Origin of the sequence: Siccirubricoccus soli, assembly GCF_024178315.1 — a bacterium.
Lineage (GTDB): Bacteria > Pseudomonadota > Alphaproteobacteria > Acetobacterales > Acetobacteraceae > Siccirubricoccus > Siccirubricoccus soli.
In genome coordinates this window covers 46,471-62,874 of the sequence record NZ_JAMZIK010000006.1, presented here as the reverse complement: position 1 = coordinate 62,874, position 16,404 = coordinate 46,471, and the positions used below count along the sequence as shown (strand labels likewise).

At 72.1% G+C, this 16,404-nt stretch carries 15 protein-coding genes and 1 tRNA gene; 6 read left to right on the top strand and 10 right to left on the bottom strand.

Annotated elements, in window-relative coordinates; translation table 11 throughout:
* Positions 1 to 28 precede the first annotated feature (28 nt).
* Positions 29 to 103, top strand: a tRNA-Gly gene (locus NJ376_RS00950).
* A gap of 75 nt (positions 104 to 178) precedes the next feature.
* Here the strand turns inward: NJ376_RS00950 and NJ376_RS00945 are convergent.
* The 4 genes from NJ376_RS00945 to NJ376_RS00930 all read right to left on the bottom strand — a co-directional run bounded on the left by NJ376_RS00945 (position 179) and on the right by NJ376_RS00930 (position 4,494).
* Complete coding sequence (locus NJ376_RS00945) at positions 179 to 913, bottom strand: hypothetical protein (protein ID WP_252951336.1); 735 nt, start codon at positions 911 to 913, stop codon at positions 179 to 181.
* 286 nt (positions 914 to 1,199) lie between these two features.
* A complete protein-coding gene (locus NJ376_RS00940; RefSeq protein ID WP_252951335.1) occupies positions 1,200 to 2,027 on the bottom strand; it encodes an SDR family NAD(P)-dependent oxidoreductase in 828 nt (275 codons plus the stop codon).
* Positions 2,028 to 2,396: 369 nt separating this feature from the next.
* Complete coding sequence (locus NJ376_RS00935; RefSeq protein ID WP_252951334.1) at positions 2,397 to 3,482, bottom strand: TRAP transporter substrate-binding protein; 1,086 nt, start codon at positions 3,480 to 3,482, stop codon at positions 2,397 to 2,399.
* A 97-nt stretch (positions 3,483 to 3,579) separates the two neighbouring features.
* Complete coding sequence (locus NJ376_RS00930) at positions 3,580 to 4,494, bottom strand: 2-dehydropantoate 2-reductase (protein ID WP_252951333.1); 915 nt, start codon at positions 4,492 to 4,494, stop codon at positions 3,580 to 3,582.
* Positions 4,495 to 4,891: 397 nt separating this feature from the next.
* Between NJ376_RS00930 and NJ376_RS00925 the strand changes: the two genes are divergently transcribed.
* From NJ376_RS00925 to NJ376_RS00910, 4 genes are all read left to right on the top strand, one after another.
* On the top strand, positions 4,892 to 5,248 hold the full coding sequence (locus NJ376_RS00925) for an ArsR/SmtB family transcription factor (RefSeq protein WP_252951332.1): 357 nt from the start codon (positions 4,892 to 4,894) through the stop codon (positions 5,246 to 5,248).
* A 120-nt stretch (positions 5,249 to 5,368) separates the two neighbouring features.
* Positions 5,369 to 5,806, top strand: a complete 438-nt coding sequence (arsC, locus tag NJ376_RS00920; protein WP_252951331.1) for an arsenate reductase (glutaredoxin) — start codon at positions 5,369 to 5,371, stop codon at positions 5,804 to 5,806.
* Positions 5,803 to 6,897 (top strand): ACR3 family arsenite efflux transporter, encoded by a 1,095-nt coding sequence (arsB, locus tag NJ376_RS00915; RefSeq protein WP_252951330.1) that lies wholly within the window; start codon positions 5,803 to 5,805, stop codon positions 6,895 to 6,897. The genes arsC and arsB overlap by 4 nt, the downstream gene beginning before the upstream one ends.
* 151 nt (positions 6,898 to 7,048) lie before the next feature.
* Positions 7,049 to 8,104, top strand: coding sequence for a glycosyltransferase family 4 protein (locus NJ376_RS00910; RefSeq protein WP_252951329.1), 1,056 nt, complete (start codon positions 7,049 to 7,051; stop codon positions 8,102 to 8,104).
* Here NJ376_RS00910 and NJ376_RS00905 read toward each other — a convergent pair.
* The 6 genes from NJ376_RS00905 to NJ376_RS00880 all read right to left on the bottom strand — a co-directional run bounded on the left by NJ376_RS00905 (position 8,088) and on the right by NJ376_RS00880 (position 15,088).
* A complete protein-coding gene (locus NJ376_RS00905) occupies positions 8,088 to 8,762 on the bottom strand; it encodes a YjbF family lipoprotein (protein WP_252951328.1) in 675 nt (224 codons plus the stop codon). The genes NJ376_RS00910 and NJ376_RS00905 overlap by 17 nt on opposite strands.
* A 281-nt stretch (positions 8,763 to 9,043) precedes the next feature.
* Positions 9,044 to 11,071 (bottom strand): TRAP transporter permease, encoded by a 2,028-nt coding sequence (locus NJ376_RS00900; RefSeq protein WP_252951327.1) that lies wholly within the window; start codon positions 11,069 to 11,071, stop codon positions 9,044 to 9,046.
* A 62-nt stretch (positions 11,072 to 11,133) separates the two neighbouring features.
* On the bottom strand, positions 11,134 to 12,660 hold the full coding sequence (locus tag NJ376_RS00895; RefSeq protein ID WP_252951326.1) for an OprO/OprP family phosphate-selective porin: 1,527 nt from the start codon (positions 12,658 to 12,660) through the stop codon (positions 11,134 to 11,136).
* A gap of 441 nt (positions 12,661 to 13,101) precedes the next feature.
* A complete protein-coding gene (locus tag NJ376_RS00890; protein ID WP_252951325.1) occupies positions 13,102 to 14,121 on the bottom strand; it encodes an enoyl-CoA hydratase/isomerase family protein in 1,020 nt (339 codons plus the stop codon).
* 43 nt (positions 14,122 to 14,164) lie between these two features.
* On the bottom strand, positions 14,165 to 14,599 hold the full coding sequence (locus NJ376_RS00885) for a hypothetical protein (RefSeq protein ID WP_252951324.1): 435 nt from the start codon (positions 14,597 to 14,599) through the stop codon (positions 14,165 to 14,167).
* Positions 14,600 to 14,734: 135 nt separating this feature from the next.
* Complete coding sequence (locus tag NJ376_RS00880) at positions 14,735 to 15,088, bottom strand: DUF883 family protein (protein WP_252951323.1); 354 nt, start codon at positions 15,086 to 15,088, stop codon at positions 14,735 to 14,737.
* 108 nt (positions 15,089 to 15,196) lie between these two features.
* Between NJ376_RS00880 and NJ376_RS00875 the strand changes: the two genes are divergently transcribed.
* A complete protein-coding gene (locus tag NJ376_RS00875; RefSeq protein ID WP_252951322.1) occupies positions 15,197 to 16,255 on the top strand; it encodes a TOBE domain-containing protein in 1,059 nt (352 codons plus the stop codon).
* Positions 16,256 to 16,404: the final 149 nt, after the last annotated feature.

The window sequence follows — 16,404 nt, the reverse complement described above, 5'->3', positions numbered from 1 at the left end:
GGCGGGGCGGCTACAGTCGGGGCTCTGGGCGGGCGTAGTTCAGAGGTAGAACGTCAGCTTCCCAAGCTGAATGTCGTGGGTTCGATTCCCATCGCCCGCTCCAGATTTCCAACACATGCGAGGCTGACTGGGTCGGGGCGCAATCCCTGTCGGCGGCGGGGCGTGCCCGCGCCACGCCTCAGAAATCGACGCTGAGGATCACCTTGCCGGCCCAGCGGTCGCTGGCATGGGTCAGCCCGTGGCCAAGGCCCAGATGCAGCCCGACCTTCTCCGTCAGCCGGAAATCGACCGTCACGAAAAGCTGGTGCGCCTGGCCGCGGGGCGCCTCCGGCCGGTCGATGCGGCCGAATTCCATGTAGTGCTCCACCCCGAGCCAGACCCGCTCCGCCACCTGCCGGACCCCACGCAGCGCCGGCGCGAAGGACGGGCCACCGCGGCCGAGCGGGAATTCCACCGCCGGGTTGAGGATGAGCTGCCAGGGGCCATGCCGCAGGTCGAGGATCGGCCGCAGGGTCACCGCCCAATCCGCCTCCGCGAAGCGGTAGGATTGGTGGCGCAGTTCCACGTCGAAGCCATAGGCGAAGGGGCGGTCGCCGGCGCCGGGGACGACGAAGCTGTTGCGCAGCTTGAAGCCGCCGCCGAAGGTGTCGCCGGAGAATTCCCGCGCCACCGGGATATAGACCGCCACCTCATGCCAGGGCGCGGTGGCGTAGCCGATCTCCGTCTCCAGCAGCAGGCCGTTGCGCGGCGCGCCCTCGCCCAGCCGGCCCCGCCGGCCGGCATTGAAATGCTGGTTCAGGTCGAAGCTTCCCGGCTCCCCGATGCGGCCGTCGAAGACCTGGAATTCGTCGAATCCGGCGGCCGAGGCGGAGACAGGCAGCAGGAGCAGGAGCAGGCGGAGGAGGCGGCGCATGCCGGGGGAACGCTGCGGCGGACGTATCGTTTCGCCCGGTTCGCCGGGGGCGCCGCATGGGCTGGTATCGCGAGCCGGGGCGGCTGCCTGCCGGGAGGTGGCGACCTCGCCTGGCGAGATCGCGGCGCTGGCGCATGGGCGGCAGTGGCCCGGTCCGCCCGTTCAGGAGGATGCCGGGGTCAGGGGCATTTGCGCGGAGCGCAATCGCCCGGCGGCTCGGGCCATGCCCCAAGCCGGTGGCTGCAGCGGTGTCACGCCGTCGCGCCCGGCATGGCACCGCGTTGCTTCACCGCTCCATGTCCTTCTCCCGGATGGCCTCGGCGGCGGGCTTGCTGCCGGTGCCCGGCGCGGCCGTCTTGCGGTGCTGCTCCGCCAGCATGCCGGCCGGCGTCACCGAGGCGATGGCGGTCTGCAGCTTGTTCCTCCAGCCGGTCACCACGTCGCCCTCGCCGCGCATCATGGCCTTGAAGCCGGTCTCCGCTACATCCGCCGGGTCGTCCTTCTTCGACTGGCCGATCTTGGTGTCCATCAGCTCGGCGCGCTCGAAGAACTCGGTCTCGGTGGCGCCCGGCATCAGGCAGGTGACGGTGATGCCCTGGTCCTGCACCTCCTGCCGCAGGGCGAAGGAGAAGCTGTCGAGGAAGGATTTGGAGGCGTTGTACACCGCCTGGTAGGTGCCCGGGATGAAGCCGGCGATGGAGCCGGTGATGAGGATCCGCCCCTGGCCCCGCGCCCGCATTCCGCGCCCGACTTGCTGGATCAGGTAGAGCGTGCCGGTGACGTTGGTGTCGATGACGTGGCGGACCGCCTGCCAGTCCTGGTCCAGGAACCCCTTGCCCAGCCCGCGGCCGGCATTGGCCAGCAGCGCCTCCACCGGACGGCCGCGGAGGGCGGCGAGGAGCTTGTCCACGCCCTCGGTGGTGGCGAGGTCGGCCTGCACCGCCTCCACGCCGGCGCCGAGCCCGCGGAGTTCCTGCGCGGCAGCCTCGATCTCCGGCTCGTCGGCGGAGATCAGCAGGTCGAAGCCCTCCCGGGCGCAGACCTTGGCCAGCTCCCGGCCGATGCCGGTGGAGGCGCCGGTGACGATGGCGAGGGGACGTTGGGCCTGGCTCATGAGGACACTCCTGCGGAGACGGCGCGGGCGGTCCGCGTGCAACGCCGGAGGGGGCGGGCGGCTGCGTCGCGCCATGCGCCCTTGGCCCTGCCGCGCCGGCGGAATGTCGGGCGGCCAGCGGATGATTGGTGTGGCGCGTGCGATGCGGGGCGGGTGCGCCATGCGGCCGCCTGCCTCCTATGTCTGTCCTCCGGGATCCGCGGCCCCTGCGCTGCGTCGCCGGCGCGCGCTGCGCGGCCCCGGCCCGCCCCGCGCAGGCTGCGCTGCGCCCTGCCGTGCCTGGAGCAGCGTCACCGCAGGACGCTGTCCCAAGGTGTCAGGCCTGCCCGCTCTTCCGGCCGGAACCCGGCATGCGGAGCAGGCCGGCCATCAGCGCCGCAGTCGGCGGATCTGGTAGCTGTCGAAGGCGTATTCCGAGAGCTGGAGCCATTGATAGGCCTCCTGCCGGAACGCCGTCATCTCCCGGTAGATCTCGGCATAAACCGGGTCCGCCCGCGAGTACTCCTCATGCATCTTCGTCGTCTCGTCGAAGCAGGCATCGAGCACCGATTGCGGGAAGGGCCGGAGCTGCGCCCCCGCCGCCACCAGCCGCCTCAGCGCCTGCGGGTTCAGCGCATCGTATTTGGCGAGGCCGAGCGAGGTGGTGGCCGCCGCCGCCGTCTGCACGATGCTGCGGTAGGCGGGCGGCAGCTCCTCGTATTTCTGCTTGTTGACGATGAGGGAGAGGATGCCCGTCCCCTCCCACCAGCCGGGGTAGTAGTAATAGGGCGCGACCTTGTAGAGGCCGAGCTTCTCGTCGTCATAGGGTCCGATCCACTCGGCCGCGTCGATCGTCCCGCGCTCCAGCGAGGGATAGATGTCGCCCGCCGCGATCTGCTGCGGCACGCTGCCGAGGCGCTGGAACACATGGCCCGCCAGCCCGCCGATGCGGAATTTCAGCCCCTTCAGATCCTCGGGCGAGCGGATCTCCTTGCGGAACCAGCCGCCCATCTGCGCGCCGGTGCTGATCAGCGGCCAGCACAGCACGTCGTGCTTGGCGTAGAGTAGGCGGTTCAGCTTCTCGTTGCCGCCCAGCTCGTACAGATAGGCCATCTGCTGCCGGCTGTTCAGGCCGAACAGCAGCACGGTGCCGAACATGAAGGCCGGGTCGGTGCCGATGGAGTAGGAGGAGGCGGTGAAGCAGCTCTCGACGAAGCCCTTGGAGGTCGCCTCCCGCGCCTCGAGCGCGGGCACGATCTCGCCCGGGGAGAAGATGCGGATGGTGAAGTCGCCATCCGTGGCCTCGCTGACCATGCGCGCGAAGGTGGTCGCGGCGCCGTAGAGCGTATCCAGGTTGCGCGGAAAGCTGGAGGTGAGGCGCCAGCTCACCTTGGGGCGGGTCTGCGCCAGGGCCGGCGCGGCCAGGCCGAGCGCCGCCGGGACGGCGCCCGCCGCCAGCATGCTGCGTCTGTCCATTGTCGTTTCCTCCGTTTGGGCGGCGCCGATGGGTCTCCCGGCGGCGGCGCCTTCCGCTACTACCCTATTTTAGCCTCATGCCATGAGTCGCGGCGCGTCAGCGGGCGGTGGACGCCTCGGCAATCCCGTCAGCGGTGGCGCGCAGCAGGACGAGCATCGCGCGGTTCAGCGGCGTCGGGATGCCATACCGCTCCCCCAGTGCCACCACATGCCCGGTCAGCGCCTCCACCTCGAGCGACCGCCCGGCCATGATGTCGTGGTACATCGAGGTGCCGGCATCCTCCGGGAAGGTCATGAGCGTCGCCCAGACCCGGTCGGCCTCGTCGGGCGCCAGCGCCGCCCCCGCGGCGCGGCCCACCGCCATCGCCTCCTCCAGCAGCGCCAGGCCGAGCGCGTGGATATCCGGGCGCCGCAGCACGCGCTGGCGCTGGCGGGTGAGCGCGGTCAGCGGATTCGCCACGATGTTGATCAGCAGCTTGCGCCAGGCGAGGGTGGGGAAATCCGGCGCCGGATGGGCGCCGAGCAGGCTGCCCCGGAGCAGCTCCGCGAAGGCCCGGCCATGCGCATCGTCGGGCACCGCCATGTCGTGCCCGGCGACGCGGCGCAGCTGCACCTCGCCCGCCCCGCTGCGCTCGCCATTGAAGTAGACGACGACCGGCACCACCGGCGCCTCGCCGCTGAAGGGCCGCACCCGCTCCGCATGGCCGAGGCCGTTCTGCAGCACCGCCACGCGGGTGGCGGGGCCCGTCAGCCGCCGCAGCCAGGCACCGGCCGCCGCCGTGTCCTGCGCCTTGGTGCAGAGCAGGATCCAGTCCACCGGGCCTGCCTCGGCCGGATCGGCAAGGCAGCGCAGCGCCACCGGCGTCACGCCGTCCGGGTGCCGGAAGGCCAGCGGGCCGGGTGGCCGCCGGACGCAGGCCAGCACATCGTGCCGGCCGGCGAGATGCAGCGCCGCCGCGGCGACGCCGCCGATTCCGCCAAGACCGACCACGGCGATGCTTTGCGGTGCCATCACCCACGCGCTCCTGCTTCCTGCCCCTGGGCCGCGTTGCCTCGGGCGCGCGAGCCTTGCCGCAGGACATGGCCGGGATGGCTGCGGCGTGCAACCGCGGATCCCGGATGGCCGTCGGGCCTCGGGCAGCCGGTCCGGTCCCGGCCCCCGCGCAGCGGGAGGCCCGGCATGGCAGTCCGGGTCTCCCCATGCCCAGCGCAGCCGAGCTGCCCGAGCTCTCGGTGGGAGCTGCGGCGGATGACGGCGAGGCGCCGCGGAGGCCGCCGGCCTTCCTGCCTTTGGCACGGCCGCCGGGGTGGCGCCGCCGGTCGGATTCGACATTCTTCGAATTCCCGTTGCTCCGCCCGCCGGCTTCGTTTATTCGAGAATTACCGAATATTCGGCCGGAGGCTTCGGAATGGAGGCGAAGGAGGTCGTCGGCGCCCTGGGCGCCCTCGCGCATGAGCACCGACTCGCGGTCTACCGCTTGCTTGTCGCGGCGGGACCCGATGGCCTCCCGGCCGGGGGCATCGCCGAGCGGCTGGGCATGGCCCCGAGCTCCATGGCCTTCCACCTGCAGACCCTGCTGCATGCGGGGCTGGTGTCCCAGCGGCGCGTCAGCCGCCAAGTCTTCTACGCCATGGTGCCGGAGGCGGTGAACGGCCTCGTCGCCTATCTGACCGAGAATTGCTGCGGCGGCACCGTGGCCTGCGCGCCCGTCTGCCAGCCGGCGGCGATGGCGCCGCGGCGCGGCGGCAGCACATCGGCGGCCTGAGGCGCGGGCGATGCATCCGGCCCGGCCCGCCACGCCCGTCCCGCGCCGCGCGGCCAGCGGCGGGCGCATCCCGGATGGCGGCGGGCAGGGCCGCCCCGGCAGCATCGAGGTGCAGGCAGCGTGACCGTCACCATCTACCACAACCCGGATTGCGGGACCTCCCGCAATACCCTCGGCCTCATCCGCAACAGCGGCGAGGAGCCCCGCATCATCGAGTACCTGAAGACACCGCCCTCGCGCGACGCGCTGCGGGACCTGATCCGGCGCATGGGGGTCACGGTCCGCGACCTGCTGCGGCGGAAGGGCACGCCGCATGACGCGCTCGGCCTCGGCGATCCGGCGCTGACGGACGAGCAATTGCTCGACGCCATGCTGGCCCATCCCATCCTCATCAACCGCCCCATCGTGGTGACGCCGCTCGGCGCGAGGCTGTGCCGGCCGTCCGAGGCGGTGCTCGACATCCTGCCGAACCCGCAGCGCGGCGCCTTCGCCAAGGAGGATGGCGAGCCGGTCATCGATGTCGCAGGGCGCCGCGTCGCCGGGAACGCTGCGGCATGAGCGCCGCTGCCGAGGGCGAGGCCGCCATCCTGCGCCGCCGCGCCGCCATGGGCCGCTTCGAGCGCTACCTGACCCTCTGGGTCGCGCTCTGCATCCTCGCCGGCATCGCGCTCGGTGCCGTGCTGCCGGGGCCGTTCCAGGCGCTCGGCCGCATGGAACTGGCGCAGGTCAACATCCCGGTCGCCCTGCTCATCTGGGCGATGATCGTGCCCATGCTGCTGCGGGTGGATTTCGCCGCCATGGGGCAGGTCACGCGGCACTGGCGCGGCATCGCCGTGACGCTCGGCGTGAACTGGCTGGTGAAGCCCTTCTCCATGGCCGTGCTGGGCTGGCTCTTCATCGGCTGGCTGTTCCGCCCCTGGCTGCCGGCGGCCCAGGTAGAGAGCTACGTCGCCGGCCTCATCCTCCTCGCCGCCGCGCCCTGCACGGCGATGGTCTTCGTCTGGAGCCGGCTGACCGATGGCGAGCCGAATTTCACGCTCAGCCAGGTGGCGCTGAACGACGCCATCATGGTTGTGGCCTTCGCGCCGGTGGTGGGCCTGCTGCTCGGCCTCTCCGCCATCGCGGTGCCGTGGGACACGCTGCTGCTCTCGGTGGGGCTCTACATCATCGTGCCGCTCCTCGCCGCGCAGCTCTGGCGCCGCGCGAAGCTGGCCGCCGGCGGGGAGGCGGCGCTGCAGCGCACCCTGAAGGCGCTGCACCCGGTCTCGCTGGTGGCGCTGCTTGCCACGCTGGTGCTGCTGTTCGGCTTCCAGGGCGGGCAGATCCTGGCGCAGCCGCTGGTCATCCTGCTGCTCGCCGTGCCCATCCTCCTCCAGGTCTATCTCAATGCCGGCCTCGCCTACCTGCTGAACCGGCAATGTGGCTCGGCGCACAGCGTGGCCGGGCCCTCCGCCCTGATCGGCGCCAGCAATTTCTTCGAACTCGCCGTGGCAGCGGCCATCAGCCTGTTCGGCTTCGAGTCCGGCGCCGCCCTGGCCACCGTGGTCGGCGTGCTGGTCGAGGTGCCGGTGATGCTCTCGGTGGTCCATATCGTGATGCGGAGCCGCGCCTGGTACGAGCGGGGCGCGGGGCGTCCGGCCTCCGGATAGGTGTTCCAGCCTCGGCGGGACGCCGGACCGGCCGGCGGCAGCCCCCAAGAACGAGGCGGCTGCCGCCGGCCGGCCGTGCGCCTCGCCCTGGGCGGCCCTGGCGCCCGCCATGTCTTGCCCGCGCCCCCCGCTTCCGCCAAACCCGCGGCGCATGACGCTTGCCGCCTTCCTCCAGCACCTGGCCTTCGCGCTCTGCCTGGCCGGGCTCTCCGCCGCCGCGGTGCGGGCGATGATCGCCTTCCCGATCCTCGACCATCCCAATGCCCGCTCGGCCCATAGCCGGCCCACGCCCCGCGGCGGCGGGGTGGGCGTCGTGCTCGCCTTCATTGCCGGCATGGTGGTGCTCTACCTCTTCGCCGATTTCGCCCGGCTGGCGGAGCGGCAATTCCTCGGCGTCATCCTGGCCGCCATCGCCATCGCCGGCGTCGCGCTGGTGGACGATATGCGGAGCCTCTCGGCCCGGCTGCGCTTCGCCTGCCAGCTCGCCGCGGCGTTGGTGGCGATCGGCAGCGGCCTCAGCCTCTCCCGCCTCGCCCTGCCCTATATCGGCTATGCGGAGCTCGGCCCGCTCGGCCTGGGGCTGACCCTGATCTGGATCCTCGGCTGCACCAATGCGGTGAATTTCATGGATGGGCTGGACGGGCTGGTGGGCGGCACGCTGCTCATCGCCTGCGCCGCGCTGGCGGCCATCGCCGCGCATCAGGGCGGCTGGTTCGTCTACGCCGCGGCGCTGTTCCTGGCGGCGGGCTTCGCCGGCTTCCTGCCCTTCAACCTGCATCCGGCGCGCATCTTCATGGGCGATGTCGGCAGCCAGTTCGCCGGCTTCATGCTGGCGGTGCTGGCGGTCGCCGCCGCGCGCTTCGATGCGACGCAGGTCAGCTTCCTCATCGTGCCGCTGCTGCTCTTGGGCCTGCTCTGGGACGCCGCCTTCACCCTGGCGCGGCGGGGGGCGATGGGCGACCGGGTGGGGGCGCCGCATCGCACCCATCTCTATCAGATGGCGCAGCGCAGCGGCGTGCCGGTGCGGGTGGTGGCGGCCACGCATTGGGGCTTCGCGCTGTTCCATGCCGGGCTGGCGGCCTGGTTCCTGGCCCTGCCCGGGCTCCTGAAGCCGCTGGTGGTGCTGCCCGCCCTGGCCTTGCAGCTGGGCTGGACGCTCTACGTCGCGCTCCGGGTGCGGCGGGCGGGGCTCAGCTGGCGGGGGTGAAGGCGAATTCCAGCGCCAGGGTCGGCACATCGGCGCCGACCCATTGCTCGGCCCGCAGCACCTGGCCATCCGCGGCGGTGACCCAGTAGCGGTTGGTGAAGCGGCCCTCCCCAGGGGCGCGGCAGCGCTCCGTCACCAGCAGCACCTCCGGGTTCTCCTCGGTCGGGCGGCCCTGCAGCCGGCATTCCACCGAGATGCCGAAGCGCATCCCTTCCGGGTTCCGGTCCGGCCGCATCAGGTCGATCATCCGCCGCGCCTGCACCGCGGGGCCCAGCAGGGCGCCGGGCGAGTCCAGCGGGTCCGGCCCGTCGAAGCGGGTGGCCACCAGCATGTCCCGGAGGCCGGAGGTGGCGACCACGCGGCCGCCATCGGTGGCGATGACGATGCCGGAGGCGGTGCGCCAAAGCCGGCGGGTGCCGAGTTCCTGCAATAGGATGGCGTGATGCGCGCGGCGGCCGACCCAGACCCGAATCACCCGGTTGCCGCTGGCCGAGACCTCTTCCTCCTCGGTGGGGAAGGGCAGGCGCTGGGCGACATCCTGCCAGCTGAGGTCGGGCAGCACCTGCCGCAGCCGCGGCAGGCCCAGCCACTCCTCCGACGTGCCGGCGCAGCCGAGCAGCGCCAGGAGACAGGCCAGCGAGGCAAGGCGCGCACGCATGATGCGAAGACTAAACGAAAACTGAAGAGGCAGCCAGTTCGTAACGCAACGGAGTGGGCGTTCCGCTCGAGCCAGGGGCTCTGCCCTGGCCCCCACCGGCGGGGCGCTGCCGCCAACACCCCCCCCGAACCCTCGTCCAAGCTTCGGATCCGCAGATTACGCCTGCCGACTCCGACCGTGGTCCGGGGAGGGGTCCCCTCCCCGGCGGAGGTGCAGGGGCGCGGGCGCTGCCCGGGACGAGTCGCCTGTCGGGGCCCGGGGGCAGCGCCCCCGGCCTTCCTTCAGCCCGCCGTCGCCGCCCGCGGCCCCCGCCACTGCAGGGCCAGCAGCACCGCCCCCAGCGCCAGCCCCAGCCAGTGCGGCGCCGGCAGGGCGTTGCCGAAGCTGCCTTCGGCCAGCGCCGGGAACACCATCAGCAGCCCAGCAATGCCGAGTCCGACCCTTTCCCACGCCGCCAGCGCCCGCCGCGCGAAGCCCTGGCAGGCGGCGGCCATGGCCGCCAGCCCGGCCGCGGCCAGCAGGATCTGCCACAGCACGTCGCCCCAGCCCATGCCCGGCTTGAAGGCCAGCAGCAGCCCCACGCCGTCCGGGTCGGTGACGAAGACGAAGGGCAGGACGAAGGCCGGCAGGGTGTATTTCCAGGCCTGCAGCGTGGTGCGGTAGGGCCCGGCCCCGGTGATCGCCGCTGCGGCGAAGGGGGAGAGGGCGGTGGGCGGCGAGACCTCGGAGAGCACCGCGTAGTAGAAGACGAACATATGCGCCGCGTAGTCCGGCACGCCGAGCTTGATCAGCGCCGGCGCCGCCACCACGGCGCAGATGATGTAGCTGGCCGTCACTGGCACGGCGAGGCCGACGATCCAGACGATCAGCGCCGTGTAGAGCGCCGTCACCACCAGCGACCCGCCCGCCGCTTGGATGGCGATTTCCGAGAATTTCAGCCCCAGCCCCGTCAGGGTGATGACGCCGACGATGATGCCGGCGCAGGCGCAGGTGGCGGCGATGCCCACCGACTGCACCGCACCCGCGGCCAGCGCCGCCACCAGCCGCTTCGGCCAGAGCGCGCTCTCCGCCCGGAGGAAGGAGAGCAGCACCGCCACCACCATGGCGTAGAGCACGGACATGGTCGGCGAGTAGCCGAGCACCATGAAGACGACGATCGCGACCAGGGAGGAGAAGTGGAAGCCGTACTTCTTCGTCAGCGCCCAGGCGCCCTCGGTGGCGATCGCCTCGCCGCCCTTGCCGGCGGCGCCGATGCGCCGCTGGTCCAGCTCCACCATGAAGAGCAGGGAGGCGTAGTAGAGCACGGTCGGCACCGCCGCCATGCGCAGCACTTCCAGATAGCCGAGCTTCAGGTATTCGGCGATGAGGAAGGCCGCCGCCCCCAGCACGGGGGGCGAGATGATGGCCCCCAGCCCGCCCGCCGCCAGCAGCCCGCCGGCATCGTCCGGCCGGTAGCCGACGCGCCGCATCATCGGCCAGGCGACGGTGCCGAGGGTGACGGTGGTGGCGACGCCCGAGCCCGAGGGCCCGCCGAGCAGGAAGGAGGAGAGCACCACGGTGCGCCCCGCCGAGGCCGCCTTGCCGCCCGTCACGGCAAAGGAGAAATCGACGAAGAACTTCCCGGCGCCGGACATCTGCAGGATGGCGCCATAGATGGTGAAGAGGATGATGAGGCTCGCCGAGACATCGACGGCCGTGCCGAAGATGCCGTCCAGCGTGATGGTCAGGTGCGGGATCAGCCTTTCCGTCCCGTAGCCCTGATGCTGCCAGGGCGGCGGCAGGAGGTTGCCGAAGAAGGCGTAGAGCATGAAGGCGCCGGCCACCACCGGCATCACCCAGCCGGTCGCCCGCCGCGTCACCTCCAGCACCAGCGCCACCAGGATCCAGCCGACGACCAAGTCCTGGAATTCCGGGAAGACGTAGCGATCGATCAGCGGCTCCACCCCGATCGCGTCGCCGCCCCAGAGCAGGTACCAGGTGACGTAGAGGCTGGCCGCGATCAGCAGCATGTCCCAGGGCATGAGGCGATGCCGCCAGCGCCGGGCCACCGGGAAGAGCAGGAAGCCCAGCCCCATGGCAAAGCCGACATGGGCGAAGCGCAGCGTCGTCGTCGGCACGATGTCCCAGGCCGCCCAGAGGTGGAACAGCGCCATCGCCAGCGCGAGGCCGGTGCCCAGCCAGCCCAGCCAGCCGGAGAAGCGGTTCTGCGCCCCCTCCTCCTCCTCGATCAGCGCCTCGATGCGCTTGGCGGTCGTGTCGTCCAGCGCCCCCTCGGGCACTTCAGGCGGCAGGCTGGAATTTGCGCTCATCTGGACGTCTCTTTGGGCGGGGCGGCCGCGGAAGGCCGCCCCTTATCCCAAACTTGTCTAAATCAAAAGGCCAGTTGGGTACGCAATGCCAGGGTGTGGAAGCGCTGGCCGATCTGCGTGGTGCCGGCGGCGTTCAGCCGGTCCACGTTCACGATGTCCCAGTTCAGCACGAAGCGGAGGTAATTGGTCGGGTACCAGGAGAGCGAGGTGCCGATCACCTCCTGCCGCCCGCCAAAGACGCCGCCGGTGGCGGTTTGCGCCCGGCCGCGGGTCACCTTGTCGTTCAGGTCCATCACGCTGTAGCGCGCCGCCAGCTCCCAGGCGCCGGGGCCGCCGCCGGCGAAGCTGAAGGGCCGGGCCGGGTTGGGCCGGCTGAAGGCGCCGTTGGCGGCGCTGTAGCCATGCTTCTCGCCGGTGATCACCCAGCTTGCCTCGACATAGCCGCCGTCGACGGTGAGGTCCGGTCGCGGCGTGCTGCCGGCTTGCGACTGCTCGAGGCCGATCTGGTAGTACTCGCCCATCAGCAGGAAGTTGCGCCAGCGGGCGCCGAACTCGCCGCCGACCACATAGGCGCTGTCGATCGGGAGGCTGCCAGTGTCGATCAGGCGATTCTGGTCGATGCGCAGCTCCACCCGGTCCCGCAGCTGCAGGGTCTGGCCGGTGGACTGCCGGCGGATGTCGAAGGCGTAGGAGCCGGAGACGCCGAGATGCAGGTCGGCATCCTGGGTGACGTAGGGCCGGCCGGCGATACGGCCGACGAAGCCGGTCTGGCCGCGCACCGTCTGGGTGCTGTTGGTGCCGTAGGCGTCGCCGGTCAGGGCGGCGGCGGCGAAGAAGCGGTCCTGCGCCCAGCGCACGGCGAAGGAGGAGCGGGAGTCGCCGGCCGAGATGCTGCGGGCGACCTCGACGATGCTCGGCCGCTCCAGCATCAGGAAGTCGCTGGAGCTGATCGAGTCATAGAGGGTGATGTAGGGCTTGAAGTAGCCGAGGGTCAGGGTCAGCGGCCGGATCGGGTTCCAGTTGAAATTCGCCTCGTAAAGGGTGGGCGTGCCGTCCGGGGAGCCGCCGAAATCCGGCGTCACGTTCAGGGTGAAATCGTCGAAGCGGAAGCTGAAGGGCAGCCGGGCGCGGCGCAGGTTCTGGCCGAAGGAGTTGATGTCCGGCACGCCGCGGTTGTTCGGGTTGCCCGGGGCGCCGCGGATGGCACCGCCGATATCCCACTGCACCTGGCCGCCGACGGAGGCCTGGAAGCGGCCATCGGCGGAGGTGAAGGTGGGGCGGCCGCCCGGCATGGTGATGCGCACCTGGTCGGCGGCGGGGGCAGGGGCCGGCGCCGGGGCGGCAGCCGCCTGCTGGCGGGCGGCGGCGGCATCGGTTCGGGCGCGGGCGGCTTCCTCACGCGCCGCCCGGGTTTCGGCTTCCCGCGCGGCGGCGTCGCGGCGCAGCCGGGTGAGCTCGCCCTGCAGGGAGCGGATCTGTTGCTCGATCGCCTGCAGCCGCGAGGCGTCCTGGGCAAGGGCGGGCGAGGACAGCAACGCAAGGCCGGCCGCCGTCAGTAGCAAACGGGCGCGCAAACTGGATTGTGACATGAACACCAAGGTTCCTCTTCGGGTGAGGTCCCCGGAAATCGCCAGACATCGCCGGTCGCGACTATGGACGAAAATATGACGTTTCCAATCCGGTATGGATGGCCGCAATGTATGCCCCAACGGCTGCCAGAATTCGGCAGATTTTTCAAATCAGACTTGCGCCAGACACATGGCGAATTCTTGGACGGACGACTGCCTCCTGGGGATGTATACGCTCCGCCTCAGCAGTCTGGCGGGACGATGATTTGTCAGGGACGATCAGTTCTGTGGCAGCCACCGCCGCGAGACACGATTGGGCATCGGTGCCCGCCGCGCGAAGACGCTGCCTCCTGCGCCAGCGCAGGAGGAGCGAAGAAGATCCCGCCAGGGCCGGGACGGGGCCGATCCGCAGCGTCAGCGCCAGGATGACAAGCCCGGCCCCCCCTGGCGCGGCCCCTGGGGTCAGCCCCGAAACAGCGTCTCGATCGCCGCCGGGTCGAGGTCCTCCACCCGCGCCGGCGTCCAATGCGGCGTGCCGTCCTTGTCCACCAGCACGCTGCGCACGCCCTCCCGGAAATCCGGGTGCTTGTTCACCACGCTGCGGGTCAGGGCCAGCTCCATCTCCAGGCACTCGTCGAGGGAGGCGCCGGCGCCGCGCCGCAGCAGCAGCAGGGAGACGGCCAGGCTGGTAGGCGACATGCGGCGCAGCACCTTCACCTGCTCCGCCGCCCATTCCGTGCCCTCGGCCTCCAGCGCCGCCAGGATGGCGGCGACGCTGTCCTTCGAGAAGCAGCGGTCGATCGCCGCGCGATGCGGGGCGAAGCTGGCCTCCGGCGGCGCCTCGGCGAAGCGCTCCACCACCCCGGCATCGCCGCCCAGCAGCGCCTCCCGCAGCGCCGCCAGCTTCTCCCGCTTCACGAAATGCGTGGCGAGCCCGGCCGCCACCGCATCCCCGCCGCGCAGCCGGGCGCCGGTGAGCGCCAGCCAGGTGCCGATGGCGCCGGGCAGGCGGGGCAGGGAATAGCTGGTGCCGACATCGGGGAAGAGGGCGATCGCCGTCTCCGGCATCGCCATCAGCGCATGCTCCGTCACCACCCGCGGCGAGCCGTGGATGGAAACGCCGATGCCGCCGCCCATGCAGACGCCGTCGATGAGGGAGATCCAGGGCTTGCCAAACAGGGCGATGCCGCGGTTCACGGCATATTCCTCGGCGAAGAAGGCCTCGATCGAGGCGGTGTCCCCGGCGATGGCGAATTCCCGGATGCGGCGGACATCGCCGCCGGCGCAGAAGGCCTTGCCGCCGGCGCCCTCCAGCAGCACCAGCTTCACCGCGGGGTCGTCCTTCCAGGCGTCCAGCGCCGCCTGGAAGCCGCGGATCATCGGCAAGTCCAGCGCGTTCAGCGTCTTCGGCCGGTTCATCAGCAGGGTGCCGGCGGCGCCCTCCAGGCGGGTGACCAGGGTGGGCTCGGCGGTCTCGCTCATCGGGCGGCGTCCCTCACATCCTTGGAGGGGATCGCCTAACCCGCTAGCGGCGCGCGAGCAACCCGACCACCGCCGCGGTGACGGCGGCGCCCACCAGCCCCTTCTTGGCCGTCTGGCTGCGCAGCAGGGGCGCCACCATGGCGGCGCGCGCCGCCTGGTCGCCCAGCTGCCGCAGCGCATCGTCCCGCACCCGGGCTGCCCCCAGCGCCACCGGATCCGCGCCCGGGCGGGAGGCGAGCCAACCCAGCACCACGACGATGACCAGGTCGAACACCGCCAGGATCAGGGCGGCGGAGACGCCGCTGCGGCCCTCCGCCAGCCAGATCAGCGCGGCGACATGCAGCATGACCAGCAGCATCAGCGCGAAGGCGGCGGCGCCGGCGCCCAAGGCGGCCTGGATGGCATAGCCCCGGCCCATGCGCTTCCAGCGCAGCCCTTCCGCCTGCGCGGCGAGCTGGAGAAGGCGGAAGACCCGCATGTGACACACCCTTTCAGATAGTGGCGCCACCCTTTGCCCTGAGGCGGCCAGGCCGCCTCAGGCCATACGGGACCGCCGGAAGGGGCGGCTTCCCCGCGGGCCCGCGGCGCCGCATTGCGGCGCCGCGAGGAATGCTCAGTGCCGGTCGCGCGGATAGACGTAGGTGTTGCCGCCCATCAGCCGGCCGATCAGGTAGCCGCCGATCGCGGCGACGGCCACGGCCATCAGCGGCCGCTCCCGCACCGTTTCGCTGAAGGCGTCCGCCTGCTCCTCGATGGTGGCGCGGGCGCGGTCAGCATAGTCCTGCACCTGGTCGGCGGCGCCGGCCAGCGCCGGGGTGACGCGCTCCGACATCAGCCGCTCCACCTGGGCGCGGAGCCTCGCCAGTTCCTCCCGCGCGTCGTCGCTGACGCGGGTGGCGCTGTCCTTCGCCTGCTCCTTCAGGTTGCGGGCGTCCTGGGACAGGTCGTTGGCGGCGCTGCTGCTCATCGCATGGCTCCTTCCGAAGGGGTAACCTTGCCGCAGCAACGCGGCCCGGCGCCGCCGGGTTCCGCAGGCCGCGTTGACAGCGGGGAGGGCGGCGGGGAGCGTGGCCCGATGGGGGATTCGACGGCGCTGCTGGAATTGGAGGGGCTGAGCCTGCCGGCGGCGGGGCTCGGCGCGCTGGATCTGCGGCTGATGCCGGGGGAGGTGGTGGCGCTGCTGGGCGCCGGCAGCGGCGCGGCGCTGGCGGTGTTGGCCGGCCAGGCGCGGGCGGTGGCGGGGCGGGTGCGCCTGCCTGCCGGGCCGCCCGGCCTGCTGCCGCCGCCCGCGGCGCTGTTCCGCAACCGCTCGGTGCTGGAGAATCTGGCGCCCGCCCTGGCTACCTGGCCGGCGGCGGAACGGTCGTCCCGGGCGGCGCGGCTGCTGGCGCAGACCGGGCTGGAGGGGCAGGAGGGCAAGCGCCCGTCCCAGCTCAGCCCGGCGCAGCAGCTCCGGCTCTGCCTGGCCCGCGCCCTGGCGCCCGCCCCCAGGCTGCTGCTGCTGGACGATCCGCTGGCCGGCCTCGACCCCACCCCCCGCCGGGGGCTGGCGCTGGCATGGCGGGGGCTGTTCCGCCGCCTCGGCCTCACCGTGTTGCTGACCACGCCGGAGGCGATGGAGGCGATGGCCCTGGCCGACCGGATCCTGGTGCTGGAAGACGGGGAGGTGGTGCAGGAGGGCCCGCCCCAGGCGCTGTACGAGGCGCCGGCGACTGCCTTCGTCGCCGGGCTGGTGGGGGAGAACAACCGGCTGCCCGGCACGGTGCTGGCGCTGGAGGAGGACATGGCCCGGGTGAAGCTGGATTGCGGGCCGGAGCTGGAGGCGCGGCTGGCCGATGCCGGCGGCCCCGGCAGCCGCTGCATCGTCGCGGTGCGGCCGGAGAAGGTGGCGGTGGCGGCCATGTCCGCCGAGGAGCTGGGCGAGGGCGCCGTGCCGGCAGCGCTGCGGGAGGTGGTGTTCCTCGGCCCCGAGATCCGGCTGGTGCTGGAGATCGGCACCGGCGGGGTGCTGGTGGCGCGCCGGCCGCCCGGCGGCCGCCTGCCGCGCCCCGGCGGCCCGGCCGCCGTGGCCTGGGATGGCTATGCCGCCTTCGCCTACCGCGAACCCCCCATGATCCTGTTGCGCGGCGGGTAGCCCCGCGACGCCGTGGCCATGAGGGGCCATGCGGGGCGGGAAGCGCGCCCGGCGAGCAGCCCCGCGCAGCCGGCAGGGGGGAAGTGGCGGGAGGGCAGCGGACAGCCCGGCCGTTCCGCTGCCCGGATGCCGGTGGCGGCAGCGATGCC

Coding starts and splice junctions, on each gene's coding strand:
- NJ376_RS00945 (WP_252951336.1), bottom strand. CDS start 913: ATGCGCCGCCTCCTCCGCCTGCTCCTGCTCCTGCTGCCTGTCTCCGCC.
- NJ376_RS00940 (WP_252951335.1), bottom strand. CDS start 2,027: ATGAGCCAGGCCCAACGTCCCCTCGCCATCGTCACCGGCGCCTCCACC.
- NJ376_RS00935 (WP_252951334.1), bottom strand. CDS start 3,482: ATGGACAGACGCAGCATGCTGGCGGCGGGCGCCGTCCCGGCGGCGCTC.
- NJ376_RS00930 (WP_252951333.1), bottom strand. CDS start 4,494: ATGGCACCGCAAAGCATCGCCGTGGTCGGTCTTGGCGGAATCGGCGGC.
- NJ376_RS00925 (WP_252951332.1), top strand. CDS start 4,892: ATGGAGGCGAAGGAGGTCGTCGGCGCCCTGGGCGCCCTCGCGCATGAG.
- arsB (WP_252951330.1), top strand. CDS start 5,803: ATGAGCGCCGCTGCCGAGGGCGAGGCCGCCATCCTGCGCCGCCGCGCC.
- NJ376_RS00910 (WP_252951329.1), top strand. CDS start 7,049: ATGACGCTTGCCGCCTTCCTCCAGCACCTGGCCTTCGCGCTCTGCCTG.
- NJ376_RS00905 (WP_252951328.1), bottom strand. CDS start 8,762: ATGCGTGCGCGCCTTGCCTCGCTGGCCTGTCTCCTGGCGCTGCTCGGC.
- NJ376_RS00900 (WP_252951327.1), bottom strand. CDS start 11,071: ATGAGCGCAAATTCCAGCCTGCCGCCTGAAGTGCCCGAGGGGGCGCTG.
- NJ376_RS00895 (WP_252951326.1), bottom strand. CDS start 12,660: ATGTCACAATCCAGTTTGCGCGCCCGTTTGCTACTGACGGCGGCCGGC.
- NJ376_RS00890 (WP_252951325.1), bottom strand. CDS start 14,121: ATGAGCGAGACCGCCGAGCCCACCCTGGTCACCCGCCTGGAGGGCGCC.
- NJ376_RS00885 (WP_252951324.1), bottom strand. CDS start 14,599: ATGCGGGTCTTCCGCCTTCTCCAGCTCGCCGCGCAGGCGGAAGGGCTG.
- NJ376_RS00880 (WP_252951323.1), bottom strand. CDS start 15,088: ATGAGCAGCAGCGCCGCCAACGACCTGTCCCAGGACGCCCGCAACCTG.
- NJ376_RS00875 (WP_252951322.1), top strand. CDS start 15,197: ATGGGGGATTCGACGGCGCTGCTGGAATTGGAGGGGCTGAGCCTGCCG.